Raw genomic sequence first — 20,543 nt, 5'->3', positions numbered from 1 at the left:
TAAAAAAAAGGGGAATATAATACTTAACAGTTTGTTTTAAACGATAACGGATAATATCTTTTTTGACAAGAAATTTGAAGGGAGATTTTTTCTTTTGGATACTGGAACTCATGTTGTAATGGGAATTGCACTTGGAGGTCTTGCAACATTGGATCCGGCCGTTGCCGCGAGTCACGCCACCACAACCAGTGTGTTAATCGGTGTTATTGCAGGCTCGCAAATACCAGATATTGACACTGTTTTAAAATTGCGAAACAACGCGATCTATATTCGGAATCACCGCGGCATTACTCATTCTGTTCCTGCGGTTGTCTTATGGCCACTTGTGATATTGGCTATCCTGTATCCATTTTTCCCTGGGGCCAACCTTTTGCATTTATGGGGATGGATATTTGCTGCCGTTTTCATCCATGTTTTTGTTGACATTTTTAATGCTTATGGCACTCAGGCTCTAAGGCCATTCTCCGCTAAGTGGGTTGCACTTGGCGTGATTAATACGTTTGACCCATTTATATTTGGGATTCATGTAATCGCGATTTTTATTTGGGTCGTCGGAGCACATCCCGGATATACCTTCCTCGCGATGTTTTTGGTAGTGATTGCCTATTATTTAAAAAGATATCAAGTCAAAAAGAAAGTATTGGTTGAGGTCCGGTCAATAATTCCTGATGCTGAAGAAATTATTGTTGCCCCTACCATGAGATTCCACCAATGGCGGATTGCGGCGATGAATAAGGACTTATTTTTCGTCGGCAGGGCGACCAAAGGTAAGGTAGAAATTCTGGACAAATTTAAACGGGTTCCTGTTCCGCGAACACCTGTCATTGACGCAGCAAAAAAGGACGAAAATATTGCCGCTTTTCTTTCCTTTTCACCGGTGTACCGCTGGGAAGTGGATGAGTTCGATGATCATTTTGAAGTCAGATTCATTGATTTGCGCTACCGCAGCAATGGCCATTACCCGTTTGTGGCCGTGGTCCAATTGGATATGAACCTGATGCCAATCAGTTCATATACCGGCTGGGTTTACAGCGAGAAAAAGTTGCGGAAGAAACTGGGAATATTGCCAAGTTAAAAAAACTCGCCTTTTGGCGAGTTTTCCTGTTTAATGTAACATGTTTTTATTTTGGTTTAAGTATTTTTCGTATTTCGGATTGGAGGCAATAAAATCATGAAGCTTCGGCCCATAATTTTCAATCCACTGCTTTACAATTCTTTCGGTCATTTCACTGCCCTTATATTCATGCCCCGCCTTTGCTTGAGTAGTTTCAAAGTCATCCCACAGCAACTCTACCCAAGTACGGGCTTGATTGTAGGAAAGTTGTTCATTCTTATCGAGTAACAGTTTGGTTAGCTTTTCTTGGTAATCATTCATTTGAATTCACTTCCTGCCAATTTCTTATTATCATAAGACAAAACCTTTACGTGAATATTAATAATACGGGTAGGGACGGAGCATGCGCACCGCCTTACACGGTTTCTCATTCCCTTTTTTGGAGGTAAAGCATGAGAAATAAACAGAGAAATTTCCCTAACCAAAATAAACAAAATTTTGACGGGGAGCCACGGGCAAAAGCAGAATATGCATCAAAAAGGGCCGACGGAACAATCAATACCCATCCACAAGAGCGGATGAGAGCATCCTCAGCACGCGATGACGAAGCGCCGCAAGTTTGGAAATAGAAGCTAAAGTTTGTCGCTGATTTACAAACGATATCAACTTTTGGACACTTCTACAAACCAGAGAATGCCATTCTCTGGTTTGTTCCTGTTTCATTTCAGTTCATTTAGCATGGATATCGGCAATGCCTCTTCACTGCCGTTCCCCCCTAGACGGTAGCCCCAGGCAAACACGCCATTCAAATATTCAACTTTAAAATATTCTCCTGGTGCTCCTTCAATTTCGTATATTTCTCCCTTTTTAAAATCATGTGGGTCCAACAAATAAGCACGTGCCATTTGGACCTTTCTTTCAAGCACGGCAAACTCACTCACCATGCCCATCTGCTCCGCTTTTCTTGCCTGCTCTTTCAGATTGGCTATTTCCTGGTTTAATTGTTGAGCGGTCAACTCACTATATCGTTTCTCCTGCTGCATATCCTTCACATCCAGTTCTTCTATTATTTTATATTTGGATTCAGGTGAACTCTTGATTTTCACTTGATATATGGGCTAAGTATTTTTCAATCAGTTCCATGGAAAATCCTTTACGGTACAATGCCTGCTTCATTTTCTGCTCGTACTCGAACCCGTTGTATTGGGAGAACTTCCTGTGGGCTTTTGCTCCTTGATATTGGATGGCTGCAAATTCTGCTTGCTCTTGCCCGTTATCTTGCAGCTCCGTAGCGGCAACCTGGATAATTCCAAACGGGTACCCTTTTCGTACCAGCATTTGTTCAAGCTTTTGTTTTTGGATTTTTAGGGATTCCTTTGATGATTTATTGAAAAATTTTTGGCTCAGCTTGACTGCCTTGTCCAATTGCAACTCTTGAGGAAATTCTTTCAGAGCCCTTAAAATGAAATCTTCAGCAATTCCTTTTTCCTTTAGTTCCTGTTTAATGATATCCGGTCCCTTATCGCTTGTTTGGACTTGGGTTCTCACAAAGGCCATGGCAAACTCTTCATCGTGGAGATAATTCTGGTTCGCTAATTTATGGAGTACCTCATTGATAATGGGCTTATCCAGTTCTTTTTTCAGCAAATATTCCCTGACCTCTTTTTCCGATCTCATTCTCCGCGCCAAATAGTGAATAGCAAGGTTATAGGCTTTGCGGATATCATCTTGGTATTGAACTTCCATAATTGAAAATTCATCTATTTCCATTCCTTTTTTTAATCCGAACTTAATGAGAACATCACTGTCCACACTAAAAGCGTATTCTTCGCCTTTACCTTTATCCAGAAATAAATTAAACCTGTCCTCATTTTTCTGTTGGGTGGTGATTTTTGTGATGATGGCCATTTCCTTCACCTCTCCCCCTTACTTTACCATATTCCCGGTTTTGTATTTAACTTTTCTGTTTTGGACAAATAAAATTTATTAGTATGATTCATAGCAAATTAGGAAAAAATGTCAGCAGGTGCACTTTGTACCAATTTATCTCTAAATGGCGAAAGGAATGAATCGGAATGGGAGATCGAAAAAAGGATAAAAACCGTGGAAAGTATTCATTAACAAGCACTCAAGAGGTATTATACCAGCGTGAATTTAAAATGGCCGACCGTGCTGGCGGTTTCACCGACCGAAAAACGAAGCTATAAAATTATTCCATTAATAACCCCTGTTCATTTGTTCATCCTAGTAATGGGAGCCTTTACGGCTTTCAAACCGACAAGTGAAAGGGGTTTTTACAATGGGCCGTTCACACGGACACAAAACTCGCGATAAAAATAAGGCATCTTTGCCACAGGTGCCAAAAGATATGAAATATGATGGATATGATGTGGAATTTTCAAGAGAGTTGGCTGATCAAGAGGATATGGAAGCACAAGCACGGGCCGACGCAGCCAACCAGCGTGCCGCCAATAGAAGAAACGACTAAGAAAAACGCAGGCGTCCTGGTCTGCGCCATTTTTTCAAAAGGCTCTGTGAAACGATATTGTTGTTTTTTACCCTGTTTATGGGAGCGGATAAGTTCAGACTCCTGCGGGAGTACTGGGCTGGGGAGACCCCGCAGGCGGCTTCCTTCCAGCGCCGAGGAGGCTCTCCGGCACGCCCGCGGGTTCCCTGAGCGCCTGGAGCGGAAATCAACAGCCATATATAAAAGAAACTTAAAAAAAGAGAAGCAGGGGATTCCTGCTTCTTTCAAAGTAACTATATAAAAGGGGGGATATATTTCAGCGAGTTCCAAAGAGAGGTTAATCCAAAATAAATTGTTAGAACTCGTTAAAATCAAATTACATGAACGATGTGAAGTTTTCACTATCGTTTCTATACTCAGACTATACTCCCCCATCCGTTTTAAAACAACCAATTTCACAGTTTTTTAACATATTTATATTGGAAATGTGAAGAGTATGTGAACTCCAGTTCACTGGACATAAAAAAGAAAGAAGCGGTTGCTCCTTTCTTATCCACTACATGACAGCTGTCGTTTCCAGTTTGATAGCTTCCCATTCGACATCCCCTAAAATCGCGTAATAGCGAACTGCAGGGTATTGTCTGGCCCATTGTGCCACTTCAGATTTTGTTGCTTTTACAATAGTGATACCAGTAAGTTCCAAATCATTCCAAACGATATTTAACTGGGACGTTGCCGGTCTAACACCATGAATAAACCAATACTTACTTGGTTCTCCCTTTTCTTGCTGCTCTGTTTCCACTTGCTTTCGTAAAGAATGCGCAGCCGCATGATATTGATTCACATATACCAAATCCTCTATGACCGCACTGGCTGTCGGGAACATTCCTGCCCCCGGCCCCTGCAAAGTAATCCTTCCGACAATATCCGAGTGGACATTGACTGCATTTTCTACCCCTTCTACATGGTAGAAGGGATGCTCATTTCCGACCAGGGCAGGTTTAACCGAGGCTTGAATCTTGTCGCCAAGTTTGGTGATACTGGCCACGTGTTTAAATCTTAGCCCCAATTGATCTGCCACCTCTATAAGTTCGCTATTTATATGGGTTATCCCCTCACGCTCCACATCCTGCCAAATAGGTTCGGAACCGAAGGCAATCCGGCTGAGGATCATGGTTTTATAAAAAGCATCAAATCCTTCGACATCATTTGTGGGGTCCGCCTCTGCATAACCCTTTTCTTGAGCCAAAAGAAGGCTTTGGGCAAATGACTGCTTTTTTTCACGCATTTCAGTCAAAATAAAATTAGAAGTTCCATTTAGAATCCCGTGTATTTCGGAAACTCGGTTAATTTTGAGAAGCTGCCTTAACGTTTGGATGACTGGAATTCCTCCCGCTACAGTTGCTTCAAAACCAACTTGAACATGATGACTGCCGGCCAGTTTAATTAATTCTTTACCATAATGGGCAAACATTTCTTTATTTGCCGTAATAATGTGACAGCCTCTTTGGATGGCACGTTTTAAATATGTATAGGATGGTTCCTGGCCGACAATTGCCTCGATGACCACATCCAGCTTTGGCAGGCGAATGATTTCTTCAAAATCAGTGGTGACTAGGACTCCGTCTCCTATTGTTCTGGCCTTTGCCGTATTTTTTATTAAAATGGCGGCAACTTCCACTTTCTTTCCCAACACATCGGTCAATTCAGCTTCATGTGATTGAATTGTCCGATAGACGCCTTCTCCAACCGTGCCAAAACCGAGAATTGCCACTTTGATTCCAGTCATTTTTAGACCACCCTTCATAAAATTTCTTATTATAAAAAGAAAAACCCTCTTGATAAGAAGAGGGTGAGTTCCTCCTCTTATCTGCCAGATTGACTACAATCTGCAGGAATTAGCACCTTTTCAAGATACACCTTGAAGGTTGCCGGGCTTCATCGGGCCATGTCCCTCCGCCACTCTGGATAAGAGATAAATTTATTTGCAATTTAATAAAATTCGAAATATATAGAAGTAATATTAACTGAATTTTCCCTCCAAGTCAATATTCTATCCTATAGCGGCAGTAAATCAATTGTTTCCTTTTCTGCTGCTTTTTCAACCATATCCAGCCATTCCTGCGGCTTATTTGGCAGCACAGAGTAATAAACGGTGAGGAAATCTTTCACCAGAGATGCAGGCAGTGCTTCGGTTTGATCTAAAATTGGCATGAAACACAAATCCAATCCCGATACCGCTTCACCATTATTTTCCCAGGATGGATGGACATATTCCAAATCCAGCCTTTTATATCCCAAATGTGACAGTACTTCGCGGCGTACATAGGGATCCATTACTCTAACGCCGCCAAATTCATGATTGGACGCGCGATATGGATCGTAGATTTCGGCAAACATACCAAATAACTCATTTCCATTGGCATGGGCAAGTTCCTGTAAGTCTCTCATACGGTTTTCGGCGAGGAACCGTCCAAGACTCAAGCCTTGCTTACTAATAATAGTAAAGTCGGTCATCGCAATGTTCCAATCAGGATAATAGCGGTATTCGGTAGCCCCGACCACTTGGTCATCGTGGATGGCCACAAACACCCGGATTCCTGGATCTTCTAACGGCTCTTTCCATAAATCGTACTTCAGCACTTCCTCCGATGGAAAAATTTTGCCCATTAAATCATGCAGCTTTCTAAAATTGGGATCTTCAATAGTGGTTATCCTCTTATATTCCATGAGCTGGCGCCCTCCCTTATATATTATTTAAATGGATTTTCCCATTGCATAAGCACGGCATTATTGCACGATTCTTCATCATCCAGATAGTTGTTCACAATCCCTAATGGGACGCGGCCGCATCGCAAAAGAAACGTAATGACCGGATCCTTTAATTGCCCTTTCACAACTGCTTCGAGGTAGTCCTGCGGTGTCATTTGATTTTTATGTTTATGATAGCCGGGCATCCGGCCGCCCCCAAGCAAACGCTCATACCCCTTTTCTATGATGACGTGGTACATCGCTTCCATCATCAGCTTGCCAAGCCCTAGTTTCCGGTATTTTGGCCTGACACTTATATCAACAATATACAGGGTATTGCCGTTGGGATGATGGTTTCTTATATAACCGTTATCCGTGATTTCGGCCCAAGTATGTTCCATATGGTTCGGATTAAAATCAACACAGAGACCTGTTAAGGACCCAGCTAATTCCCCTTCAATTTCGATACAGAGTGCTCCTTCAGGAAAAAGCGTCACATGATTAGTCAATTGCTCCTTATTCCACCACAATTCGGCTGGAAATGGCGGAGGAAAGCATTCTGATTGGATTTCAATCAGCTGTTCAAAGTCTTCATTGGTGTAGTTACGAATGATGGCAGCCTTAGGCTGGTCGTGTTCAAACACGTAAAACTGGCTTCGGTACATTCCGATTCTCCTCCGGTCCGTTATTTTTCCCAATCGACATATAAGTCGGTTCTACGGTCCCGCCAAGTGGTAACCGAGCCGCGCTCACGGACTTCGTATAACAGTTCTAAATCCAGATCTGCTGTTACGACCATATCATTGTTAATTTCCCCTTCGACCAAGATACCGCGCGGCGGAAATGGGATATCGTTCGGTGTAATAATGGCAGCCTGGCCAAAATTAGCCCGCATAAAATCAACTGTCGGCAACGAACCGACCGTTCCGGTTAAAACGACATATACTTGATTCTCAATCGCCCGGGCATGGCTTGTATAGCGGACCCTATGGAAACCGTGGCGATCGTCGGTACAGGATGGACAGAAAATCACGTCGGCTCCCTTTGCTTTCGCCATCCGGACGATTTCCGGAAATTCGATGTCATAGCAAGTCAACAGGGCGATTTTCCCTTTGTCAGTTTCAAAAATCTGAAAAGAATCCCCAGGGGCCATGTCCCATTCATGCACCTCAGTAGGGGTAATATGCAGCTTAGCCTGCTCGCCAACTCTTCCATCGGGGTAAAATAAATGGGCGGTATTATACAGCTTGCCATTCTTACGAAGTACGTGAGTTCCGGCGATGATATGCATATTTGTTTGTTTGGCAAAGTTGGAGAATAACGCAAGATATTGTTCAGTGAAGTTTGGCAGGTCAGCAATTTTCAGGCTATGCCCCTGACTGTCTCCAATAGATAGAAGCTGCGTGGTAAAGAATTCAGGGAACAGTACAAATTCAGCCCCAAACTCTTCTGCAGTTTTTATATAATGCTCGCATTGGCCAGCGAATTCCTCAAAGGATTGAATCGTATGCAAATGGTACTGCACGGCAGATACTCTAAGTTTCATCTTATTCCTCCAGTCAATTTTTTGAAAAAATGGTTACTAAACAAATTATCTAATATTTTCATAAGGAATACAATTTATCCAGCTTTTGGTGAAAAAAGATAAAAACCTAGTGGGTTTATCAAGAGGGCGGACTATCATCTCTCCATTGAAATGGAGAGGATTCCCGTCCGCTCTTCCTAAACGAAAAAAACAGCCCGCCAATCCGGCGGGCTTATCCCTTATTGATGCAGCTTTTCTTCAGCAAGCTTAATTTGTTGTCTTACCTGTTCAGGAGATGTGCCTCCCAGGCTGTTTCGAACGGCGACCACATGCTCCGGAGCCAGCACCTCGTAAATATCCTCTTCAAATAAAGGACTAAACTGTTGGTACTCTTCAAAACTTAAGTCGAGTAAAAACTTGCCGGACTGGATGGCGTATAGAACAATTTTTCCAATCACTTCATGTGCTGCACGGAACGGAAGGCCTTTTGTGACCAAATAGTCCGCGATATCGGTTGCATTCGAATAGTCATTATTAATGGCTTTTCTCATTACATCTTTCTTCACGGTCATCGTTTCAATCATCGGTGCCAAAAGTTTTAATGACCCCTCGAGGGTTTCCACGGTGTCAAACATGCCTTCTTTATCCTCTTGCAAGTCCTTGTTGTAAGCAAGAGGCAGACCCTTTAATACTGTCAACAGACCGATTAAATTGCCATAGGCGCGTCCGGTTTTGCCCCTCAGCAGCTCAGGTACATCGGGATTTTTCTTTTGCGGCATAATGCTTGAACCTGTACAAAAAGAATCATCGAGTTCGACAAATTGAAACTCCTGGCTGGACCAGAGTACCAGTTCCTCGGATAAACGGGAGATATGGGTCATGATAATTGAGCCAATTGACAAAAACTCCAAAATAAAATCCCGGTCACTGACGGCATCCATACTGTTCGGATAGATGGTCTCAAACCCTAAAATCTCGGCAACCCGTTCCCGATTAATGGGAAAAGTGGTACCTGCCAATGCACCTGCTCCCAATGGCAGCCAGTTCACCCGCTTTAACGAATCAATTAATCTCTCTTTATCCCGCTCAAACATCCAAAAGTAGGCCATCAAGTGATGGGCAAACGAAACCGGCTGGGCCCGTTGCAAATGAGTATAACCGGGAATCAACGTCTCAATATTCGCTTTTGCTTGTTCGACAATGGCTTTCTGAACATTTTCCACCAAGGTGATGAGTTCTGTGGTTTTAGTGCGCAAATATAAATGCATATCGGTTGCCACTTGGTCATTTCGGCTTCTTCCTGTATGAAGTTTCCCCCCAACTGGGCCGATTTGTTCCAGCAAGAGTTTTTCGATATTCATATGAATATCTTCATCTTCTATTAAAAATTCCACTTCGCCGTGGTCAACCATCTCTTTAATGTGATGCAGGCCGCTTTTAATTTTTCCGGCATCCTCTTCTGGAATAATGCCGCACTCCCCTAACATTTGGACATGGGCAAGGCTTCCCGCGATATCCTCTTTGGCTAATTTTTGATCAAACGGAATTGAGGCTGTGAACTCTTCTACCAGCTTGTTCGTTTCTTTCGTAAAACGTCCGCCCCATAGCTTAGACATATGCTGCTCCTCCTCATGGCTTAACAAGATAGCCCCCGAAACGATTCGAGGGCACCTTCTGAATTATTTTAAGACCGATTCTTTCTGGTTAACTTCGGAATAGACTTTTGTCGGCAGCCCCCAAAGCTTAATGAAGCCCACTGCTGCATTATGGTCAAACGCATCGCCTTTTGTATAAGTTGCCAGTTCTTCATTATATAGGCTGTGCTCCGATTTACGCCCGACAACAGTATGATTTCCCTTGAAGAGCTTAACGCGAATAGTGCCGGAAACGACTTTCTGGGTTTCCTCAATAAACGCATCCAAAGCAGCTTTTAAAGGAGAATACCAAAGCCCTTCATAAATAATTTTGGCCATTTGCTGTTCTACCTGCGTTTTGAATTGTGTAACCTCACGCGGCAATGTCAAAAATTCCAATTCCTTATGGGCATTAATTAGAATTAATGCTGCTGGATTTTCATACACTTCGCGTGATTTGATGCCTACTAATCTATTTTCAATATGATCGATACGGCCAACACCGTGCTTGCCGCCTAGTTCATTTAATTTTTCAATTAATGGTACAAGCTCAAGCTTTTCTCCATTAAGCGCAACAGGAACGCCTTGTTCAAAATCAATTTCAAGATACTCTGGAGTATCCGGAGTTAATTCGATTGGATTGGTCCAATCGTAGGCTGCTTCAGGTGCCTCTGCCCAAGGATTTTCCAGTACACCCGCTTCACAGGCGCGGCCCCAGATATTGGCATCAATGGAAAACGGGTTATCCAGATCTACTGGAATGGGAATATTGTTTTTCTTGGCATATTCAATTTCTTCATCGCGGGTCATGCCCCATTCACGGACAGGCGCAACCACTTTCAAGCTCGGATTTAACGCTTGGATGGAAACCTCGAAACGCACCTGATCATTTCCTTTACCTGTGCAGCCATGGGCCACTGCTGTAGCACCCTCTTTTTCGGCCACATCCACCAACAATTTAGAAATTAACGGTCTAGAAAGAGCAGACGATAAAGGGTATTTCCCTTCATATAAACAATTAGCCTTTAAAGCGGGTATGATATAATCCTTTGCCAGCATTTCTTTGGCATCTATAATATGGGCTTTAATTGCCCCAACATTTAACGCCTTCGTTTTGATCGCTTCCAGGTCCTTTCCTTCCCCTACATCAAGACCTAAAGCAATGACATCATAACCATATTTTTCTTGAATCCATTTAACCGATACGGATGTATCCAATCCGCCTGAGTATGCTAAAACAATTTTTTCCTTCGCCATTTCTATTCTCCTTGCTTATGTTTGTATTATTATTCAATCGATAGAATTATTATACAACATATCTAGTGAAAAATGAAAGTCTTATTCTAGCAAAAGTTTTAAAATTGCTTTTTGGGCATGCAAGCGATTCTCTGCTTCGTCAAAAACAACGGAATGGGAGCCGTCAATGACCTTCGCCGTCACTTCTTCGCCGCGATGGGCCGGCAGGCAATGCAAAAAGATGAAGTCATCTTTTGCGTGTTTGCACAATTCGTCATTCACTTGGTAGGACGCGAAATCTTTTAATCGCTTCTGGGTTTCCGCCTCCATCCCCATGCTGGTCCAAACGTCGGTGATCACCACATCCGCATTCTTAATCGCTTCAACCGGATCATGGGTAATCGTCACCGAAACCCCAGTCTGTTTTGCCGCTTCTATCGCCTGCTCGGTAATTTTTCCATCAGGAAGGTAGCCAGCCGGGCTGGCAATACTAATATCCATTCCTACCTTTACAGCGCCCTCGAGCAAAGAATGGGGCATATTGTTATAGCCGTCGCCAATATAGCAAATTTTTAACCCTTCAAGTTTTCCCTTATGCTCGAGAATCGTTAACAGGTCAGCTAACACTTGAGTGGGATGCTGCAAGTCCGTCAGTCCATTAATGACAGGGATGGAGGCATGCTCTGCCAGCTCCTCCACCGTTTCATGACCGAAGGTACGAATCATGATTCCATCCACATATCTCGAGAGCACTTTTGCCGTATCATGAATACTTTCGCCCCTGCCGAGCTGAATATCTTTGGAGCTTAAGAAAATCGCATGGCCCCCGAGCTGGAGCATGCCCACTTCAAATGAGACTCTCGTTCGGGTTGACGATTTTTCAAAAATCATCCCCAAAACTTTCCCGCTTAAATAGGCGTGTGGTTTTCCCTGTTTTTGCAGTGACTTTAGCTCCACTGCCACATCAAGCATATGGAGAATCTCTTCTTTTGAAAAATCAGCCAGTTGAATAAAATCTTTTCCCTTATAATTCATAGGCTTGTTATTTATTTTAGTCGATTCAATGGCTTCTGGCATGAACGGCACCTCTTTCTTCCAGTTGATAAAATTCGCTGATTGGTTTTACGTCAAAATCCGTCTGTGGTTGCTGCAGCAAATTACTGTTTACTTTCACTGTATCTAAATGGGTAAATACTGGCACCTTATAACGGATGGCTTGCTCACGGATATGGAAGCCGAATTTCAATTTGTTGCGTCCTTGATTTGGTATATTGATGACAGCCCTTAAAACTTGATTCCGGAACAGCTCTGTTACATCCTGTTCTTCCTTAAGGAGCTTTTCCACGGAAATTCCTTGGCTCCGCAGAAAGTCAGTCGTTCCTTCCGTAGCCGCCAGTTTGTATTTTTTTGCAAGCTCCGTAATAATCGGAAGGCTGGCTTCCTTTTCACGATCGGATATCGAACATAATATATAAGTTTCTTCGATCTTCTCTTGTTGCGATGGCACAGCTTTATTCAATGCCTCTAAATAGGTTTGGCCCAGCCCCAGCACTTCTCCTGTCGATTTCATTTCCGGGCCAAGGACAGGATCGACTCCCTTTAGTTTTCCTGAAGAAAATACAGGTGCCTTTACGGAATAATAAGTTGGTTCCTCCAAAAGCCCTTGTGCAGGTGCAAAGTCACTAACCTTTTCCCCTAGTTGAGCCCGAACCGCCCACTCAATCATCGGAACTCCAGTCACCTTGCTCATGATTGGTACCGTACGTGATGAACGAGGATTTACCTCTAAACAATAGACCTTGTTTTGATAAACCACAAATTGAATATTCATCATTCCAACGATGGAAGCTGCTTTGGCAATTTTGTCCGCATAGTCGATTAATACAGCTTTTATTTCATCCGGAATAGAAATTGGCGGGAACACAGTAATACTGTCACCCGAGTGAACACCAGCTTTTTCAATATGCTCAAATATTCCTGGTACAACGACTTGTTCCCCGTCACAAATCACATCAATTTCGCACTCTAAGCCCGGCATGAATTTATCGATTAACAACGGCCACATTTTTTCATTTCCATTTTGCTCCAACTGCTTGATATAGCTATGGAGCTCCGGCTCTGAAAAAATCGTGAACATGGACTGTCCGCCAATGACGTAGGATGGTCTTACAAGTACCGGATAACCAAGTCGTGTTGCGGCTTCCACAAGTTCTTCGGGATGGGCTGCCGTTTTTCCTTCAATATGTGGGATGTCGAGTTCCTCTAGCAGCTGATAAAATTCCTTTCGATCTTCCACCTTGTCGACATTCGCCACGGATGTGCCAAGTATCTTGACCCCCTCTTCCTCCAAATCATGGGCCAGATTAATCGCTGTTTGACCGCCAAATTGAATCAGCACGCCTTCCACTTGCTCCTTATTGATCACATGGAGGACATCCTCTGCAGTCAGAGGTTCAAAATATAAACGGTCTGCCGTGGAATAATCCGTGCTGACTGTCTCCGGGTTATTATTGATGACAACCGCTTCATAGCCTTTTTTCTTAATCGCTTTAGCCGCATGAACCGAACAGTAATCAAATTCAATTCCCTGGCCAATCCTGATCGGGCCGGAGCCAATAACCATAATCTTTTTCTTATTGGAAATTTCTACTTCATCAAATCCATGATAAGTAGAGTAATAGTAAGGTGTAATCGCATCAAATTCGGCTGAACAGGTGTCGACCATTTTATAGCCTGGTTGGATGTTCAGTTCTTTCCATTTATTTCTGATCACTTTTTCCGGTACGTTAAAGATCTGCGATAAAAATTTATCAGCCATATTCAACCGCTTGGCTTTGATTAGCAGTTGGTCAGGAACTGCAATCCACTGATAGGAACCTAATTGCTTCTCGATTTCCACGATTGAGCTAATTTTGTGTAAAAACCACCGATCAATTTCGGTTGATTGCTGAACCTGCTCAAGGGAGATTCCCCTTCTAAATGCTTCTGCAATGATAAACAGGCGGCGGTCATTTGCGGTTTCAAGAAGACTAAATAAGGTATCCGTTGCTAGTGTTTTGTTGGCCTCCACACATAGTCCGTAAACATTCATCTCCATTGAACGGATGGCCTTATTAAGGGCTCCTTCAAATGTCCGGTCAATCGCCATAACTTCCCCTGTTGCTTTCATTTGGGTTCCCAAAGTTCTGTCTGCTTCCGGGAACTTATCAAATGGGAAGCGCGGCAGTTTTACCACAATATAATCAATCGCCGGTTCAAACGAGGCAAAGGTATTGCCTGTTATCGGGTTCACAATCTCATCCAGATGGTATCCGATGGCACACTTTGCCGCCATCCTGGCAATTGGATAACCGGTTGCTTTAGAAGCAAGTGCCGATGAGCGGCTTACCCTTGGGTTCACTTCAATAATATAGTACTGATTGGATTCAGGATGCAGCGCAAATTGGATGTTGCACCCGCCGATAATCTCTAGCTCGCGGATGACCTTTATGGAAACATCGCGAAGCATTTGATACTGTACATCGGACAAGGTCTGAGAAGGGGCCACGACAATGGAATCCCCTGTATGGACACCGACAGGGTCCATATTTTCCATATTGCAGACGATGATGCACGTGTCATTGGCGTCGCGCATGACCTCATATTCAATTTCTTTCCAGCCTTTAATACTTTTTTCCACTAAGACTTGATGGATTGGGCTCGCAGATAAGCCTTTTTTTAGAACGAGTTCCAAGTCTTCATCGTTGTAGGCAAATCCCCCGCCTTCACCTCCAAGTGTAAATGCAGGGCGAATAATGACTGGAAAGCCAATTTTCCCAACAAATTTTACGCCTTCCTCATAATCCTGGATAATCGCTGATTCAGGAATCGGCTCGCCGATTTTCAGCATTAAATTGCGGAATCTCTCCCGGTCTTCCCCATTTTTGATGGACTCAACGGAGGTTCCCAACAACTCGACATTGTATTTTTCAAGAATGTTTTGTTCGAAAAGCTGAACCGTAAGATTGAGGCCGGTTTGCCCGCCTAAGGTTCCAATAACTCCATCCGGTTTTTCCTTTTGGATAATTTTTTCAATGGTTGATACATTTAGCGGTTCAATATAAACCTTATCGGCGACAGCTTGGTCGGTCATGATGGTTGCCGGGTTATTGTTGACCAGTACAACCTCAATTCCCTCTTCTTTGAGGGCGATACAAGCTTGGGTCCCGGCATAATCAAATTCAGCTGCCTGGCCGATGACAATTGGACCTGAACCAATGACCAGCACTTTTTTCAAATTTTTATTTAACGGCATAACGTGTCTCTCCCAGTGATGCAATTCTTTTTACGAATTCTTTTAAGATATATTCGGTATCGCTTGGCCCCGGATGAGCTTCCGGATGAAATTGCACAGTTTGAATCGGATAAACTTTATGCTTTAGGCCTTCGATGGATTGGTCATTGACATTTCGGTAGGTAATATCAAATATTTGGCCATCAATACTCTCATCCATGACCACATAACTGTGATTTTGTGCGGTGATTTTTACCTTTCCGGTCTCGAGTTCTTTCACCGGATGGTTTCCGCCTCTATGCCCATAAGCGAGCTTTTCAGTCTTTGCCCCAAATGACAGGGCAATGAGTTGATGCCCCAGGCATATCCCCAAAGACGGGTAAGTCGTGCTAATCTTTTTAATCTCAGGGAACCATTTTTTCAGTTCCATCGGGTCGCCAGGTCCATTGCTGAATAAAACGCCATCCGGGTTTATTGCCTTAATTTTTTCAAAAGGCGTATGATATGGAACGACGGTGACCGAACAATTCTCTGCCAGCAAGGCACTAAGGATTGACTTTTTATGGCCATAATCCATTAAGACAACGTGCGGCCCTCTATTTTTATAAAACTGGATTTTTTTCGTTGACACTTTCTCTACCCATAAAGGCTCTTGATCTTGTCTTGGAAACTCAAAATCCTTTGTAGTGCTTATGACACCTTTTACCGTTCCGCGGCTGCGGATGGTTTTGACAAGGAGTCGTGTATCCACACCTGCAATTCCGGTTACACCGAACTTCTTTAATTTTTCAGAAAATTTCTGGATGGATTGATAATGGCTTGGGGTTTCACATAAGTCCCCGATCACCACGCCGGCGAGTGCCGGTGTTATACTTTCATCATCCAAGGCATTGATGCCATAGTTTCCGATGATTGGATAACAGAAGGTGATAATTTGCCCTGCATAGGATGGATCGGTGATGATTTCCTGATAACCGGTCATACTTGTATTAAAAACAACCTCTCCGAGAGATTCCTTCCCGGCACCGATTAGTACCCCCTCAAATACTTCTCCTGTTTCCAAAGTAAGGTATCCCTGTTCCAAAAACACTCACTCGCCTTTCTCCGTACTTTGGATAGATTTTTCTAACGCTATAGTAAATTCGTCTATCTCCGCTTTGGTTACTGGTAACGGAGGTAAAATCCGCACGACATTTGGACCTGCTGTTAAGATGAGCAGCTGATTACCGATGGCCTTTTGAACAACCTCCAAAGCACCCGACTCAAGTACTAATCCTTTCAATAATCCTTTGCCGCGGATTTCTTTTATGATAGAATGCTTTTCTTTTAAACTTTGAAGTTGAACATCAAGATATTCAGACATTTCTTTTGCATTGCTTAATACGTTGCTATCAAGCAAGTAAGTCATAGTCGCGAGTCCCGCCGCTGTAGCAAGTGGATTGCCTCCAAAAGTACTGCCATGGCTTCCCGGTTCAAAGGCCTTGGCTGCCTTTTCCTTTGCAATAATCGCCCCGATTGGAAAACCTGAACCTAATCCTTTGGCGATGCTGATCACATCCGGTTCTATGCCGTACTGCTGGTAGGCGAACAAAGTTCCTGTTCTGCCCATTCCAGTTTGGATTTCATCAACCATTAAAAGGATATCATTCTCTTGGCAAACCCGTGCGAGCTCGTTAACCCATTCCGGTTCGGCCGGGATAACCCCGCCTTCGCCTTGAATCATTTCGAGAAGGACAGCTGCCGGTTTACGTTCTGCCAGTTGCTCCAAGGCTTCGATATCATTAAACGGCAGATAGCTGAACCCCGGCATAAGCGGTGCAAAACCATGCTGAATTTTTTCTTGGGCTGTGGCTGTCAGTGTGGCCAATGTCCGTCCATGGAACGACTGATTGAATGTAACGACTTCCGAACTGCTGCTCCCCTTTACTTTGTTTGCGTATCTTCTTGCCAGCTTAATGGCCGCTTCATTGGCTTCGGCACCACTGTTGCAAAAAAACACTTGATCGCCGCAGCTGTTAGCTGTAAGCAAGGCAGCCAGCTTTTCCTGATTAGGAATATGGTATAGATTGGAGCAGTGCCAGAGATTTTGCAGTTGCTCCTCCACTTTTTGTTTCACTGCATCGGGTACATGCCCCAAATTACAAGTGGCTATGCCGGAAGTAAAATCTAGGTATTGCACTCCCTTGTCATCCCATACATAACTTCCTTTTCCCTTTACCAAAGTAACAGGGAAGCGGCTGTAGGTAGCCATCAACGGAGAAGTCAGGGAGAGCGGTTGTGTCGTTGTCATAATACAATCTCCTCTTCTAGAACAATTTTGGTGCCGATTTTTTTCCCATTAATATATTCAATCAATCCGTTCTTTTCAAAACCATTAATAATGCCGACTTCAGGTATATTAAAGGAAAGGCCGTCAATGGCCGCCCTTACTTTCGGAATCATCCCGCCATAAATCGTCTGATCTTCAATCATTCTTTCAATTCCGGCCTTGCTGACTTGATCCAGCTTGGTCTTTTGGCCATCTTTTTCCACCAAAATACCCGGAATGTCGCTGATAAAGCACAAATTCGCTTTTAATGCTTTGGCCACTGCCGCTGCGGCAATATCGCCATTTATGTTATACCGCTGGCCACTGCTATCGATTCCAACTGGCGAAACAACTGGAATGAAACCTTGACCAACCATATCTTCTATCATGTTTTGATTCACTTCTACGACTTCCCCAACAAAGCCTAACACCTTAGCCTCATTTGTCGGCTTTGCTTTAAGGAGCATTCCATCCACACCGCTCACACCCAGCGCCTTGCCTCCTGCCTCGATGAGCTTACGGACCACCTGTTTGTTAACCGACCCGCTTAAAACCATTTCCACTACGTCCAACACTTGTTGATTGGTCACCCTTAAGCCATTTACGAAGGTGGTTTCTACTTGCAGTGTTTTTAACAGGGAGGTAATCAGCGGTCCGCCGCCATGGACGATAACCGGAGTCCACTCACTGGATTGATGCAGTTTTACCACGTCTTCATAAAACGACTTTGGCAGGTTTTCTAACACACTTCCGCCGCACTTTATGACTACATATTTCATTTGTCTTCCTCCTTACGTGCGGTAGGATGCGTTGATCTTGACATAATCATAGGTTAAATCGCATCCCCAGGCCGTGGCACTCTGGTCACCCTGATTTAACTCCACCGTAATTTTAATCGTATCCAACTCCAAATATTCTTTCACTTCATCTTCCACTATAGGGCAAGGCAGTCCGTTTTCAAATACTTTATAAGGTCCCAAACCAACTTTAATGTTGTTTGGATTAAGCTTTATTCCGCTATACCCGATGGCTGTGACAATTCTACCCCAGTTCGGGTCTGTTCCGTAAATAGCTGTTTTTACAAGATTAGAAGAAATGATTGCTTTCCCAACTGCTCTTGCCTCATCGAAGGAACCTGCCCCAGCTACTTGGACTTCAATTAGTTTGGTTGCCCCTTCACCGTCGCGGGCAATTTTTTTGGCCAACGCCTCACAAACAATTTGTAATCCGTTTTTGAATGCATCCCAATCCGGATGGCTTACCGTAAGCTCTTCATTTCCTGCCAGTCCGTTAGCCATGACCAACACCATATCGTTTGTGCTTGTATCTCCATCGACGGTAATCATGTTAAAAGTTTTATTCGTTATATCTTTTAATGCGCCCAATAGTTCACCATGGGCCACGTTAGCATCTGTTGTCACGAATCCAAGCATGGTCGCCATGTTCGGGTGGATCATTCCGGACCCTTTTGCCGCCCCGCCAATCGTTACGGTTTTCCCGTTTATTTTGACTTGGACAGCGATTTGTTTCATGCAAGTATCGGTTGTAAGGATTGCTTCCTTAAAGAAGGTTTCCTTTTCATTTTCTTGATTTAGGATTTGTTGGATCCCGTTTTTCACCTTATCCATCGGCAAAAGTTCACCAATGACTCCGGTGGAGGTAACAGCAACAAGATGTTCCTGGATTCCAAGCTGCCCGGCGAATTCTTTTTGCATCTCATAGGCATCTTTCATTCCTTGTTCCCCTGTACAGGCATTGGCATTTCCCGAGTTAACAATAACCGCTTGTATTTTATTTTCTTTAGCAATGCTTTCCTGGGTCACCAGCAATGGGGCTGCCTGAAATAAATTCGTGGTATACACCCCGGCTACTGCAGCCGGAACTTCTGATACAATATATCCCAGGTCCATTCTCTTCCGCTTTATTCCGCAATGAATACCGCCAGCTTTGAACCCTTTTGGTAATGTGACACTTTCATTTTCAAGTACAACGATTTCTTTAGATGTTGTTGCCTGCATTTTAACTACCCCCTACGGTAACCGGTTGATTTATACGAAACTAGATTACTAGTCGTTATTTTTGAAAATTGGTTAGCTCCAGCGCCCTAACGCCTATGGATACATTGGTATGTCATCAAGACCTGTCCTGACATCCCAATCATTCATTAAGTTTAAATTTTGGATGGCCTGACCGGCTGCACCTTTCATTAGATTATCTATCACTGAAACTATTGTTAGTCGATTGGTTCGTTCATCAAGATGGAGACCAACATCGCAAAAATTAGATCCTGTAACCTCTTTTGTTGCAGGAACTGTACCTTGTGGCCTGATCCTAACAAATGGATGATTTTTATAAAATTCGGAGTAGATTCTTTGAATTTCTTCAATGGATACCTTGTCAGTTAATTTCACATAAATCGTGCACATGATCCCTCTTGTCATTGGCACCAAGTGGGTTGTAAAAGTGATGTTAATCGGGTTTCCTGCCTCGTCCGACAGCACCTGTTCGATTTCCGGGATATGCTGATGGGCCCCTAGCTTATAAGCTTTCAAGTTTTCATTTATCTCCGCGTAATGGGAAGTTAACGAAAGCCCTCTTCCTGCTCCCGATACGCCGGATTTTGCATCTATAACAATAGACTGATAGTCTGCAATATTTGCTTTTAGAATGGGTATTAACCCAAGAGTCGAAGCTGTCGGGTAACAGCCTGGATTGGCGATTAACTTGGCGGTCTTTATTTTTTCACTATAAATCTCGCTTAGACCGTAAACAGCTTGTTCCAGGTAGTGCCCATTTGCCGGCGTACGCTTATACCATGTTTGGTACTCTTCCGCTGACCTGAGGCGAAAATCACCTGATAGGTCAATGCACCTCATCCCGGTCTCGAGCAGCTGCGGTGCAAGGTTACTGCTTACTCCTGAAGGGGTGGCTAGAAACACTATATCGTTTGTTTCGGATAGTGTGACCGCATTAAATTTTTCAAGTGGTTGTTCAACAATCTCTGAAAGGTGAGGATAGCTGTCGCTAAATTTATTTCCAGCCTGCGAGTTGGAAACGACTGTTCCAATCTCAAGGTTTGGATGCCTATGGATAAGCCTGATTAGCTCAATGGCTCCATACCCTGTACCCCCAATTACTGCAGCTTTCATCTTTTGTCATCTCCTGTGTTCCTCATAATGAATTATTATACATATTATCAAATAATTATTCAACCGAAAATTCCCTAATTTTCAGGTTATATTGAATAATTTCTAATCAATCATTTGTAAGCGTTTGCATTAAAATGTTAATAAAA

At 43.4% G+C, this 20,543-nt stretch carries 20 protein-coding genes and 1 riboswitch; of the genes, 4 read left to right on the top strand and 16 right to left on the bottom strand.

Going from position 1 to position 20,543, the window contains the following annotated elements; genetic code table 11:
* The first annotated feature begins 94 nt into the window (after positions 1-94).
* Entirely contained in the window at positions 95-1,075 is a 981-nt protein-coding gene (locus ACY8D0_RS01925; protein WP_462408822.1) for a metal-dependent hydrolase, read from the top strand.
* 30 nt (positions 1,076-1,105) lie between these two features.
* Here the strand turns inward: ACY8D0_RS01925 and ACY8D0_RS01920 are convergent, their stop codons facing one another.
* Entirely contained in the window at positions 1,106-1,375 is a 270-nt protein-coding gene (locus ACY8D0_RS01920; RefSeq protein WP_462408821.1) for a YfhJ family protein, read from the bottom strand.
* 131 nt (positions 1,376-1,506) lie between these two features.
* Here ACY8D0_RS01920 and ACY8D0_RS01915 point away from each other — a divergent pair, with 131 nt between their 5' ends.
* The gene (locus ACY8D0_RS01915; RefSeq protein WP_462408820.1) at positions 1,507-1,683 is read left to right on the top strand and encodes a small, acid-soluble spore protein K; all 177 of its coding nucleotides are present in this window, start codon (positions 1,507-1,509) and stop codon (positions 1,681-1,683) included.
* A 90-nt stretch (positions 1,684-1,773) separates the two neighbouring features.
* Here the strand turns inward: ACY8D0_RS01915 and ACY8D0_RS01910 are convergent, their stop codons facing one another.
* Positions 1,774-2,097 carry a YfhH family protein gene (locus ACY8D0_RS01910; protein WP_462409924.1) on the bottom strand — a complete coding sequence of 108 codons (324 nt, stop codon included), beginning with the start codon at positions 2,095-2,097 and terminating at the stop codon, positions 1,774-1,776.
* A 40-nt stretch (positions 2,098-2,137) separates the two neighbouring features.
* Positions 2,138-2,962 carry a recombination regulator RecX gene (recX, locus tag ACY8D0_RS01905; RefSeq protein WP_462408819.1) on the bottom strand — a complete coding sequence of 275 codons (825 nt, stop codon included), beginning with the start codon at positions 2,960-2,962 and terminating at the stop codon, positions 2,138-2,140.
* Between the two features lie 167 nt (positions 2,963-3,129).
* Between recX and ACY8D0_RS01900 the strand changes: the two genes are divergently transcribed.
* Complete coding sequence (locus tag ACY8D0_RS01900; RefSeq protein WP_074433001.1) at positions 3,130-3,261, top strand: YfhE family protein; 132 nt, start codon at positions 3,130-3,132, stop codon at positions 3,259-3,261.
* A 92-nt stretch (positions 3,262-3,353) separates the two neighbouring features.
* Complete coding sequence (locus ACY8D0_RS01895; RefSeq protein ID WP_462408818.1) at positions 3,354-3,542, top strand: YfhD family protein; 189 nt, start codon at positions 3,354-3,356, stop codon at positions 3,540-3,542.
* 535 nt (positions 3,543-4,077) lie between these two features.
* On the opposite strand, the gene ACY8D0_RS01890 is transcribed toward ACY8D0_RS01895, so the two are convergent.
* From ACY8D0_RS01890 to argC, 13 genes are all read right to left on the bottom strand, one after another.
* The gene (locus tag ACY8D0_RS01890; RefSeq protein ID WP_462408817.1) at positions 4,078-5,310 is read right to left on the bottom strand and encodes a homoserine dehydrogenase; all 1,233 of its coding nucleotides are present in this window, start codon (positions 5,308-5,310) and stop codon (positions 4,078-4,080) included.
* A gap of 74 nt (positions 5,311-5,384) precedes the next feature.
* A riboswitch (SAM riboswitch) is annotated at positions 5,385-5,496 on the bottom strand.
* Between the two features lie 83 nt (positions 5,497-5,579).
* Positions 5,580-6,251, bottom strand: coding sequence for a GNAT family N-acetyltransferase (locus ACY8D0_RS01885; RefSeq protein ID WP_462408816.1), 672 nt, complete (start codon positions 6,249-6,251; stop codon positions 5,580-5,582).
* 23 nt (positions 6,252-6,274) lie between these two features.
* The gene (locus ACY8D0_RS01880) at positions 6,275-6,937 is read right to left on the bottom strand and encodes a GNAT family N-acetyltransferase (protein ID WP_462408815.1); all 663 of its coding nucleotides are present in this window, start codon (positions 6,935-6,937) and stop codon (positions 6,275-6,277) included.
* Positions 6,938-6,957: 20 nt separating this feature from the next.
* Positions 6,958-7,818, bottom strand: a complete 861-nt coding sequence (locus ACY8D0_RS01875) for a carbon-nitrogen hydrolase family protein (RefSeq protein WP_462408814.1) — start codon at positions 7,816-7,818, stop codon at positions 6,958-6,960.
* A 218-nt stretch (positions 7,819-8,036) separates the two neighbouring features.
* The gene (gene argH / locus ACY8D0_RS01870; RefSeq protein ID WP_462408813.1) at positions 8,037-9,413 is read right to left on the bottom strand and encodes an argininosuccinate lyase; all 1,377 of its coding nucleotides are present in this window, start codon (positions 9,411-9,413) and stop codon (positions 8,037-8,039) included.
* A gap of 63 nt (positions 9,414-9,476) precedes the next feature.
* Positions 9,477-10,688 (bottom strand): argininosuccinate synthase, encoded by a 1,212-nt coding sequence (locus ACY8D0_RS01865; RefSeq protein ID WP_462408812.1) that lies wholly within the window; start codon positions 10,686-10,688, stop codon positions 9,477-9,479.
* A gap of 81 nt (positions 10,689-10,769) precedes the next feature.
* The gene (gene argF / locus ACY8D0_RS01860; protein ID WP_462408811.1) at positions 10,770-11,744 is read right to left on the bottom strand and encodes an ornithine carbamoyltransferase; all 975 of its coding nucleotides are present in this window, start codon (positions 11,742-11,744) and stop codon (positions 10,770-10,772) included.
* Positions 11,728-14,961 carry a carbamoyl-phosphate synthase (glutamine-hydrolyzing) large subunit gene (gene carB / locus ACY8D0_RS01855; protein ID WP_462408810.1) on the bottom strand — a complete coding sequence of 1,078 codons (3,234 nt, stop codon included), beginning with the start codon at positions 14,959-14,961 and terminating at the stop codon, positions 11,728-11,730. The genes argF and carB overlap by 17 nt, the downstream gene beginning before the upstream one ends.
* On the bottom strand, positions 14,948-16,024 hold the full coding sequence (locus tag ACY8D0_RS01850) for a carbamoyl phosphate synthase small subunit (RefSeq protein ID WP_462409923.1): 1,077 nt from the start codon (positions 16,022-16,024) through the stop codon (positions 14,948-14,950). Before ACY8D0_RS01850 ends, carB begins: the two co-directional genes overlap by 14 nt.
* A gap of 6 nt (positions 16,025-16,030) precedes the next feature.
* Positions 16,031-17,230 carry an acetylornithine transaminase gene (locus ACY8D0_RS01845; RefSeq protein WP_462408809.1) on the bottom strand — a complete coding sequence of 400 codons (1,200 nt, stop codon included), beginning with the start codon at positions 17,228-17,230 and terminating at the stop codon, positions 16,031-16,033.
* A complete protein-coding gene (argB, locus tag ACY8D0_RS01840) occupies positions 17,227-18,027 on the bottom strand; it encodes an acetylglutamate kinase (RefSeq protein ID WP_462408808.1) in 801 nt (266 codons plus the stop codon). The genes ACY8D0_RS01845 and argB overlap by 4 nt, the downstream gene beginning before the upstream one ends.
* Before the next feature lie 12 nt (positions 18,028-18,039).
* The gene (argJ, locus tag ACY8D0_RS01835; protein ID WP_462408807.1) at positions 18,040-19,266 is read right to left on the bottom strand and encodes a bifunctional ornithine acetyltransferase/N-acetylglutamate synthase; all 1,227 of its coding nucleotides are present in this window, start codon (positions 19,264-19,266) and stop codon (positions 18,040-18,042) included.
* Between the two features lie 93 nt (positions 19,267-19,359).
* Positions 19,360-20,397: an N-acetyl-gamma-glutamyl-phosphate reductase gene (argC, locus tag ACY8D0_RS01830; RefSeq protein ID WP_462408806.1), complete on the bottom strand. Its 1,038-nt coding sequence runs from the start codon at positions 20,395-20,397 to the stop codon at positions 19,360-19,362.
* Positions 20,398-20,543 lie beyond the last annotated feature (146 nt).

The sequence above is a fragment of the Neobacillus camarae genome, assembly GCF_054950115.1.
Note: the sequence above shows the minus strand (reverse complement) of the source record. Positions and strands in the feature narration are given on the sequence as shown.

Excerpts from the sequence above, each read along its gene's own strand:
- ACY8D0_RS01920 (WP_462408821.1), bottom strand. The coding sequence starts at position 1,375 with ATGAATGATTACCAAGAAAAGCTAACCAAACTGTTACTCGATAAGAAT.
- ACY8D0_RS01915 (WP_462408820.1), top strand. The coding sequence starts at position 1,507 with ATGAGAAATAAACAGAGAAATTTCCCTAACCAAAATAAACAAAATTTT.
- ACY8D0_RS01910 (WP_462409924.1), bottom strand. The coding sequence starts at position 2,097 with ATGCAGCAGGAGAAACGATATAGTGAGTTGACCGCTCAACAATTAAAC.
- recX (WP_462408819.1), bottom strand. The coding sequence starts at position 2,962 with ATGGCCATCATCACAAAAATCACCACCCAACAGAAAAATGAGGACAGG.
- ACY8D0_RS01900 (WP_074433001.1), top strand. The coding sequence starts at position 3,130 with ATGGGAGATCGAAAAAAGGATAAAAACCGTGGAAAGTATTCATTAACA.
- ACY8D0_RS01895 (WP_462408818.1), top strand. The coding sequence starts at position 3,354 with ATGGGCCGTTCACACGGACACAAAACTCGCGATAAAAATAAGGCATCT.
- ACY8D0_RS01890 (WP_462408817.1), bottom strand. The coding sequence starts at position 5,310 with ATGACTGGAATCAAAGTGGCAATTCTCGGTTTTGGCACGGTTGGAGAA.
- ACY8D0_RS01885 (WP_462408816.1), bottom strand. The coding sequence starts at position 6,251 with ATGGAATATAAGAGGATAACCACTATTGAAGATCCCAATTTTAGAAAG.
- ACY8D0_RS01880 (WP_462408815.1), bottom strand. The coding sequence starts at position 6,937 with ATGTACCGAAGCCAGTTTTACGTGTTTGAACACGACCAGCCTAAGGCT.
- ACY8D0_RS01875 (WP_462408814.1), bottom strand. The coding sequence starts at position 7,818 with ATGAAACTTAGAGTATCTGCCGTGCAGTACCATTTGCATACGATTCAA.
- argH (WP_462408813.1), bottom strand. The coding sequence starts at position 9,413 with ATGTCTAAGCTATGGGGCGGACGTTTTACGAAAGAAACGAACAAGCTG.
- ACY8D0_RS01865 (WP_462408812.1), bottom strand. The coding sequence starts at position 10,688 with ATGGCGAAGGAAAAAATTGTTTTAGCATACTCAGGCGGATTGGATACA.
- argF (WP_462408811.1), bottom strand. The coding sequence starts at position 11,744 with ATGCCAGAAGCCATTGAATCGACTAAAATAAATAACAAGCCTATGAAT.
- carB (WP_462408810.1), bottom strand. The coding sequence starts at position 14,961 with ATGCCGTTAAATAAAAATTTGAAAAAAGTGCTGGTCATTGGTTCAGGT.
- ACY8D0_RS01845 (WP_462408809.1), bottom strand. The coding sequence starts at position 17,230 with ATGACAACGACACAACCGCTCTCCCTGACTTCTCCGTTGATGGCTACC.
- argB (WP_462408808.1), bottom strand. The coding sequence starts at position 18,027 with ATGAAATATGTAGTCATAAAGTGCGGCGGAAGTGTGTTAGAAAACCTG.
- argJ (WP_462408807.1), bottom strand. The coding sequence starts at position 19,266 with ATGCAGGCAACAACATCTAAAGAAATCGTTGTACTTGAAAATGAAAGT.
- argC (WP_462408806.1), bottom strand. The coding sequence starts at position 20,397 with ATGAAAGCTGCAGTAATTGGGGGTACAGGGTATGGAGCCATTGAGCTA.